Genomic DNA, 9,363 nt, shown 5'->3' on the forward strand with positions numbered 1-9,363 from the left:
ATGTGTGTTTTTATCTTATATTCATCTTTTTGTTTATTGTAGTAAACAACAGTTTCCTTTATCAAAACAGTTTGTTTTTACTTTATTTTATTTTAAGAAAAATATATCAATCTTTTTTCCATACGGGAAGATCCATTCCTATTATTTCTCCCGTAAATTTTTCATTCTCGTTTTCGGTATATTGTTTTGTCGCTTTCAATACATACTTAAATCCCATGTAGAGTATCGGAACGTTACAGTACACGATAATAATATTTCCTAAATCCGAGAATGCCCAAAGATTTGAGAGGTCATATCCCGCTATACTGCATGCTATACCGAATGCCGCTACGAAAAGTGCAAGTATACGTATACCGTTTATAAATCCCTTTGAACTGTTTATTCTGTTTGCCGCAATTTCAGAAAATGTAATAAATCCTATTACACATGTAAGTGCAAAAAGACAGAAGCAAAGCGATACTAAAAACATTATAAAATTTTCCATTCCCGACGGTGTGAGCGAGTGCATCGAAAGAAGGAATTTACCATATGTTCCTGCATCTTTCCATGCTGCACCGTTTCCTGCCCATTGATGTGCCATGACTATAATGAAACCTGTCATTGTACAAATTACATGTGTATCGAGAAATACTCCCAATGCGGAAATAATTCCCTGTTCACCGGGATGTTTTGCTTCTGCAGCAGCCGCCGGCATGGTTATTGTACCTTGACCGGCTTCATTCGACATAAGTCCACGTTTTACACCTTGCATAAGCACGGTACCGAAAGCTCCTCCGAAAAGTGCATCCGGTGTGAACGCTCCTTCAAATACCGCTTTGAAGAAATACGGTATGCTGTTCAAATTTGTCACGATAAGAAGTAATACGGTAAGTACATAAATTATCGACATTACAGGTACAAATCTGTTACTTGCACGTACTACACGTTTTATACCGCCGAAAGCAACTATTGCCGTCACGATAATTAAAAGTACGGATACTACGTAGAAAAATGTAGATTGTACCGGTATTTGAATTCCGGTTACTATATTTGCCATCGCACCGATAGAAGTTACTACATTGAGTCCTTGTGCAGGTAAACACATCAATGCATAAAAAATATAGATTGACGACAGAAGTGTACCTACCCACACTTTATTGTTGCAAATTTTTCGTGCATAAAAGGGAAGTCCGCCTACAAATTCGTCTCCTCTTTTTTCCTTGAAAATTTGTGCTAGCGTACATTCTACATATGCCGTCGCCATTCCGAAAAATGCCGATACCCACATCCAAAACAAAGCTCCCGGACCGCCGGCGGCTATCGCACCTGTTACACCTATCATGTTACCCGGTCCTACACGCATTGCCGTGCTTAGGAAAAATGCCGCCAAAGGTGATATACCTTTATATATTTTTCTTTTCTCGCCAAGTACATGCACACCATGCTTGAATTTTCTTACTTGTATGAACCCTAAACGGAATGTGAAATATATACCGCTGCCTACAAGTACAATTACTGCAAGTGAGAACTCTCCTATCAACGGTATCGCTTTCCAAAAATCGAACATTTTCGGAAAATCCCAAAAGAAATCCGATACCGGTGTTACAAATGACAATACTGCATTTATCGTTGCAAATATACCTTGCATAAATACTCCTTACCAACTATTGATTTATACCTAATTTTTTCATAGTTTCAACAAGTTTCAAGGCAAGCCCGTGCATTTTCTTTTCAGATACCGAACAAACGGCTACACGAACTCCGTTCTTCATCGGTACCAAAAATATATTTTCCTTTTCAAGTGTTGCACATATTTCCGCTGATCTTTCTACGGGAACTGTAATGAAAAATCCGGATACATACGGTACATACTTAAGTCCGACTTTATCGGCTTCTTTTGTAAATACACCCGCTCTTTGATTCAGCTTTGTTACATATACTTGTCTTTCTTTTTCAATATCTTTCAAAAGTTCTTCGTTTTCACAAATATGTACAAGCATATTCATACCGCTGCTGTTGCAATTTGACCATGTGCCTCTACTTGAATATTGCAGTGCCGCCATAAACTCGTCAATAACACTTTTTTCCTGACTTATTGCAATCATTGCACCGGCTCTTTGTCCGTACATTGTAAAACTCTTTGATAAACTGTATGCACAAACAAAAAGTATATTTTTCGGAAGTTTGTCGAAAACTTTAAAAAATTCACGAGTCTTTTCGTACTCTCCGGCATAGTCCATGTATGCAACGTCAGCCTCTATGATAGCACGTTTCCCGTTTTCACGCACTTCTTTTTTTAAAATATCTACCGCTTTTTGCCATTCTTCGACTGTCATACTGTAGCCGGTAGGATTATTTGCAATTCCGTTCAATATAATTACTATACTGTCTTGTTTTTCAAGTATTTCATGTACATTTCTTTGGAAATCTTCGGCATTGAATACACCTTTGTCATTCAAAAATTTGAAAGTACGTACATTACGTCCTGCAATTTTTATAAATCCGTCATAAGCTGTCCAATGCCAATCGGTTATGAGTACATCATCTCCGCTTTCGGCATAATTATATACAACCTGCCTTAACGCTCCTGATCCTCCGGGAATTGCACAAACTCCTACATATCCGCTCGGACGATGTTTTCCGAAACATTGTTCAACGGCAAATTTTTTAAATTTATCATAGCCCGATATCGGTGCATATGCTGCAAATTCTTTCGGTGAAAGTGATTTATATGCTTCTTGTACACCTCTGTAAACTACCAAATTACCTTCATCATCAAGAAGTGAACCTACAGTACCGTTTATTACTTTATCTTTTCCGATGCGATCTGCAAGTGCTATAGCCCTTCCGTTTGCCGCAAAAATATTGTCGTCGGCACGTTTTCCACGTGCATGTGATGCTGCCATACTGTACATAATTTCACCCTCCATATAACTATCAAAAGTCATTAATATTTTATCATTACAAAGATTACCGTTCAACGTTGACAAAAGGGGTTTTTTACACGCATTTTTGCCGAAAACAACGATAACATCTGGCTTTTTATACTAAGTTTACAATTAATATATTTCATATTAAATTTTGTTTTAATCAACAAATTTAAGTGAAAATTACTGAAAATTCGTTCGTTTTTTTCATTTTTCTTTCTTTTATAATTACTTCAAAAATAAAAACTGACCCGAAAGTCGTTTTCATTTCAACTTTTCGTGTCAGTTTTTATTTTTTATTGTACGAAGTCTTGTGTTTGCTTTGTATCATATTCAGGATTTACACGCACTCTGTCATTGTAATTACCGTTTTCATGCAATCTGTCTACTCGAATACGACTATCTCTAATGCCTCTGATTTCATTTTCAAATTCACTCAGCGCTCTATCCATAGTGTCATCTACAGCTGCACCTTTTTTCAAAGCGGCATAAATCATTTGTGCCATTTCCATACGTGTATATTCTTTTTTGACGGTATTGAACAAAATCTTACGATTTCTCAATTCATTGATGTATTCATACGCCCAATGATTTTTTTCCGTATCCGGATACATTGTCGGTACATAACGTTCCGAATCGGATATATCGAGTTTGTCAAAAATTTTATTCATCTTATTTTCCATATCGTCAAGTCTTGATTTCAAAGCTTTATTCTCTTTGCGAAGATCTATTATTTCCTTTGCCATTGCAACTCTTGAGTTTGTTACATTATTTCCTTGGCCAAGCTTCATACTCAATCCGACGTTGAGCATATTGTTACCGTCTCCCAAAGTACCGCCTACACTTATCATGGTGCTTTCGTTCGGACGATAGTATGCACCAAGTGCAAATGCATTATTGCCGGAGTATTTTCCATAAGATGCCGCAAAATCCCACTTGTCGTCCGGATCGAAATCAAGCGGATGCAATCCTGCCAATGCGGCTGCTCCTGCTCCTACTTGATTTACACGTCCGCCAATTTCTGCGATACGCATTTCCGTTCCGAAAAGTTGTGACCCGTTAACGGCATCAAAACTGTTGGGTGCAATAGTTCCCGGTGCAACATTATGAATGGCTTTACCGCCGGCATTAATACCTGCTTTTGTCATAGACGGTCCATTCTTGATAGTAAGTCCGGTTTCATTCAAAGTAACATCGCCCATTGTCATGGATTTTGTTTCGATTGTATCAGCTTTGAGTACCTTGGTTTCTACACGATCAAGGTTCTTCAACTCTTTAGCAAGTTTCACCGTCATCTTACCGTTTGCCTTGTCTGTGACAACTCCGATATTTCCATCGGAAAGCTTGGTAGCCTCTTTCACTCCGCCTTCGATGGTGAGTGTGTCGTTCAATTTACGGTTGACTACATCACCGCTGTCGCCCATGAATTTCAAGCCGTCATTCATCGTTGCCAATTCATTGACTTTATCGCCATCTTTGACAACAAGACGTGTCGTACCGTCTTTACCGTCAACTCCGACAGTTCCATTTTTGGTGGTAATGTCTACTTTATTCGTACCTTCTTTACCTTTGATACCGATTGAACCATCTTGACCATTCAAAGTAACGCTATTTCCGTCTTTGCCGGTAACACCCATCTTGCCGTCTTTACCGTTAAGAGAAACGGTATTTTTCTTGCCATCTTTATCAGTAGCACCGTTAATAGTCGTAGTACCATCTTTACCATTGATAATAACAGATGCACCGTCTTTGCCATCAGCACCTTTTGGTCCTTGAGCACCGATTGTGCCATCTTTCGCGTTCATGGTAACCGTTGTACCATCTGCACCTTTACCGCCGATGGTACCGTCTTTACCATTCATGGTGACCGTTGTACCATCTGTGCCTTTAGCGCCCACAGTACCGTCTTTGCCATTTACAGTAACCGTTGTACCGTCTGTACCTTTACTTTCAATGACACCATCCTTACCATTCATGGTAATGGATTCTCCATCTTTACCATTAACAACTAATTTACCGTCTTTTTCGCCTTTTTTGCCGATTTCGATAGTATCTTTCATCGCATAGGTAATCTTCTTGGTATCTTTGTCAATAGTAGCAATCAAACCATTTCCGGCGGCAAATTCTACGGTTTCTTTCTTATCCTTACCTAAGGCAACATTAGCTCTATTTTCGGCTTTATCTTCTCCTACCAATACATCAAAACCTTGATTTGTCTTGTAAAGTTGACTACCGTTTACAGCTTCTTTTGAATCTTTACTAATCTCACCATCTGCAATAGATGTTAGCTTATTACCGCCGTTATCTAATCCTTTGTCAGTTAAAGAAACAGTGTTCTTACCGTTTGCCTGAATAGTAATACCGCCCTTATTGATACTTGTGCTATTACCGTCTTTGTCAGCGGTTGTTACGCCATCCACTGTGGTAGTAGTCTTATTACCTTTTCCATCAGTAGTTGTTACGCCGGTAGCATTTGTAGTAGTTGTATTACCCTTAGTATCGGTTGTAGTCGTACCGGCACCGGTCATATTGGTCGTATTGCCTTGATCGTCCTTCGTTTCTACACTTGTCAAGTCTTTCAAGTCTTTTGCCAATTTAACCGACATCTTGCCGTTTGTTGCATCGGTTACTACTCCGATATTCTTTTCGGATAATTTTGTTGTATCTGCACCACCTTCAATTGAAAGTGTTTCATTCAATTTACGGTTGACTACATCGCCACTATCACCCTTAAATTTCAAGCCGTCATTCATGGTAGCCAATTCATTTGTTGTCGTACCTTCTTTCACAACAACACGAGTTCCGGCCTTACCGTCTATGTCGACTTTACCTTCTTGCGTGCCTATGGTGACTTTATTTTTACCGTCTTTACCGTTCATATCGATAGTGCCGTCTTTACCGTTTAATACAACAGCACTTCCATCAGCACCTTTTGCACCGACAGTGCCTGTATCCGCATTCATTTCAAAAGCGTTTCCGCTCTTGCTATCACCGCGAACGGTACCGTCTTTGCCGTTCAAGGATATCTGATTTTTCTTGCCGTTCTTATCTGCAGCACCGGCTAAGGTCAACTGACCGTCAGTGCCGTCTACAGTTACGGAATTACCATCTTTACCGGTAACGACAAACTTACCGTTCTTACCGTCATCTTTACCTTCACTGTTCTTTTTACCCAAGGTAATATTATCTTTCATAGCATAGGTAATTTCTTTGCCGTTTCGTGTAATTTCAAGTCCGTTACCCGCTAAGAATCCAAAAGCTTCTTTTTCATCTTTTCCAAGGGCAATATTGAAAGTATTTTCAGTTGTTTTTTCTTTAATATATACATCAAATCCGGCATTATTCTTCTTAAGTTTTTCATCTACCGCATTTTCTACATCTTGAATTTGTCCTTGTGTGGCCGCTTTGGATGCATCAAAATCAGTACCTCTCTTATCCTTAGCCGGCCATGTTACATTGGAAAGTCCGGTAATGAAATTATTCTTACCATCTTTCAAGAATGTCATAGTCGTCAAATCTTTGATAGTACGTCCAACACCGTCAATAGTCATCGGATTGGTCTTGTCCTGACTGTTGAAGGTGATACTTTCCATATCGGAAAGTTTCTTGGCTAAACGAATCTTCATCTTCGCATTCTTGCCGTTTTGATCGTCTACTATGGATTCAACACCGATGTTGTTATCAGTTAAATTCTTAACCGCATCGCCTTCTTTTTCGGCCGCAACACCACCGACAATATTGATTTGGTTATTTAATTTCACACCTACGGCTGTGCCGCTGTCACCCATGAATTTCAAACCGTCATCCATGGTAGCCAACGCATGAGGAATATTGCCTTCCTTCATCAAAAGACGTGTAGAGCTGCCTTGACCATCAACACCAACTTGTCCTTTTTGTGTTGTCAAATCAATTGCCTTATCACTGCCTGCACCTTTAATGTGAACAAATCCTTCACCATATAAAGTGACTCCATTATTTTCTTTACCGGTAACTCCCATAGTACCGTCATGGCTCTTGAGGAATACTTCATTCTTTTTACCGTTTTCATCTGTAGTTTCAACGGTAACTTCCCCATTTTTACCATCCAGTGTCATCTTTTCACCGGTTGTTCCATGGATAGTTATCTTACCGTTTACACCCGGTTTGTCGGCAGTCTTTGCTTCACCCAATTCAATTTCGTCATTCAGACGGTAGGATACTTTCTTGGTTGCCTTATCAAGTGATGCCGACAAATTCTTACCGGCTTCAAATTTGACTGTTTCTTTCTTATTTTGTCCGAGTGCTACATTAGCTCTATTAGCCTCTGTATCTTCACCGACTAAAATATCGAAACCTTGATTGGTCTTGTACAACTGACTGCCGTTGACAGCTTCTTTACTGTTTTGGGAAATATCTCCGCCTTTTACATTTTTGATGACTGTACCGTTTGTATCGCCACCTAAAGTAATAGAATTCTTGTCTACAGAGCCGTCTGTGTTTTTATCATATTTAACGGCAAATTTATCTGTATCGTTTGCTTTATCCAAAACTTGCTTCAACTGTCCTTGACTTGCCGCTTGATCGGCTTGCATCGTTTTTAAATCTGTCGGCAAGGTCGTATTGGAAAGTCCTGTAATTTTGCTTACATTACTGATTGTCTTAGTTGCACCGTCAATCTTCATCGCTTTATCGTCGGCGCCCAATGTAATGCTGTCCAAACCTTTAATTTCTTTAGCCAAACGGAGTGTCAATTTAGATGTACCGTCTGCAATAACGCCGATATTGTCGTCTTGACTCAGTTTTGCATTGTCTGTAATTCCGCCGGTAACGGTAAGCTTCTGATTTAACTTCAGTTTATTTTCATCACCGATGTCGCCGTCAAATTGCATACCATCGTTCATCGTTGCCAATTCGTGCGTCTTCGTGCCTTCTTTGACAACAAGACGTGTGTCTCCATCCTTACCGTCAACGCCGACTTTGCCATCTTTTGTGGTAATGCTTACTGCATTCGTACCATCTTTGCCCTTCATACCGATAGAACCATCTTGTCCATTTAATGTAACGCTATTGCCGTCTTTGCCGGTAATGCCCATCTTGCCGTCTTTACCGTCAAGAGCGATGACATTTTTATGATCCTTTTCATCGGTAGCACCAGTAATCGTTGTAATTCCATCTTTACCGTTGATAGTAACAGATGCACCATCTTTGCCATTAGCACCTTTTGGCCCTTGAGCGCCAATTGTGCCATCTTTACCATTCATGGTAACACTTGTACCGTCTGCACCTGTAGCACCTACAGTACCGTCCTTACCATTTACTGTAACGGTTGTACCGTCTTTTGTCTTGCTTTCGATCTTACCATCTTTACCATCAATAGTGACTTTTTCACCGTCTTTACCATTGACAGTCACCTTGCCATCTTTGCCAGCCTGTCCAGGTTGTCCTTCTTTGCCGACTTCGATGTCATCTTTCAAGGAATACGTTACTTTCTTAGCATTCTTATCCAATGTGACTTCAAGGCTATTACCTGCGGCAAATTCAACCGTTTCTTTCTTATCTTTGCCAAGGGAAATATTGGCTCTATTTGCTTCAGTATCTGTTCCTACTAAAATGTCAAAACCTTTATTTGTCTTGTCCAAATTGTTCGTTATATTCGTAACATTTTGATTGGTCTTATAGAGTTGACTGCCATTGACAGCTTCTTTGCTATTTTCAGAAAGTTCTCCACCTTTTACATTTTTAATAACGGTACCATTTGTATCTCCACCTAAGGTAATAGAGTTTTTGTCAACTTCACCAGTATCTTTCTTATCATACTTAACAGAGAAATCATCGGTAGCAGTTGCTTTATCTAAAACTTCCTTCAATTGTCCTTGGCTCGCTGCCTGATCCGCTTTCATTTTAGTCAAATCAGTTGGCAATTTTGTATTGGAAAGTCCGGTAATTACCTTATTTTCTCCATCTACGGTAACACTATCGGTACTACCATCTTTACCGAAGGTCATTTTCTTGATATTTTCGATAGTCTTCGCATTGCCATCAATCTTCATTGGAGTCGTTTTATCTTTACTATTAAAGGTAATGTCTTCCAAATCGGAAAGGTTCTTCGCCAAGCGAATCTTCATCTTCGCATTCTTACCATCTGTTTCATCTACAATGGATTCCACACCGATGTTATTATCGGTCAAATTGGTGATGGTTTCGCCTTTTTTGACAATTTTAGCGCCCCCAACGATATTCACTTGGTTGTTTAATTTGACGCCAATAGCATTGCCGTCATCACCTTTGAATTTCAAGCCATCGTTCATAGTAGCCAATTCATTCACATGGTTGCCTTCTGTAACGATAATTCGTGTCGTACCGTCTTTACCGTCTACGCCAACAGTACCATCACCGGAAGAAATAGTAACGCCATTTTTACCGTCTTTACCATTCATGCCGATAGAGCCGTTTTGACCGTTCAAAACAACAGCACTGC

General features: G+C 39.6%; 3 protein-coding genes. All 3 read right to left on the reverse strand.

Annotated features, from left to right (window positions below; translation table 11 throughout):
• Positions 1-106: 106 nt before the first annotated feature.
• Positions 107-1,627 carry an alanine/glycine:cation symporter family protein gene (locus P6922_RS05215; protein WP_276874912.1) on the reverse strand — a complete coding sequence of 507 codons (1,521 nt, stop codon included), beginning with the start codon at positions 1,625-1,627 and terminating at the stop codon, positions 107-109.
• A 16-nt stretch (positions 1,628-1,643) separates the two neighbouring features.
• Positions 1,644-2,894: an aminotransferase class I/II-fold pyridoxal phosphate-dependent enzyme gene (locus tag P6922_RS05220; protein WP_276874915.1), complete on the reverse strand. Its 1,251-nt coding sequence runs from the start codon at positions 2,892-2,894 to the stop codon at positions 1,644-1,646.
• Positions 2,895-3,202: 308 nt separating this feature from the next.
• Positions 3,203-9,349 carry a YadA-like family protein gene (locus P6922_RS05225; RefSeq protein WP_276874917.1) on the reverse strand — a complete coding sequence of 2,049 codons (6,147 nt, stop codon included), beginning with the start codon at positions 9,347-9,349 and terminating at the stop codon, positions 3,203-3,205.
• Positions 9,350-9,363 lie beyond the last annotated feature (14 nt).

The organism is Dialister micraerophilus (assembly GCF_947090205.1).
Lineage (GTDB): Bacteria > Bacillota > Negativicutes > Veillonellales > Dialisteraceae > Dialister > Dialister micraerophilus.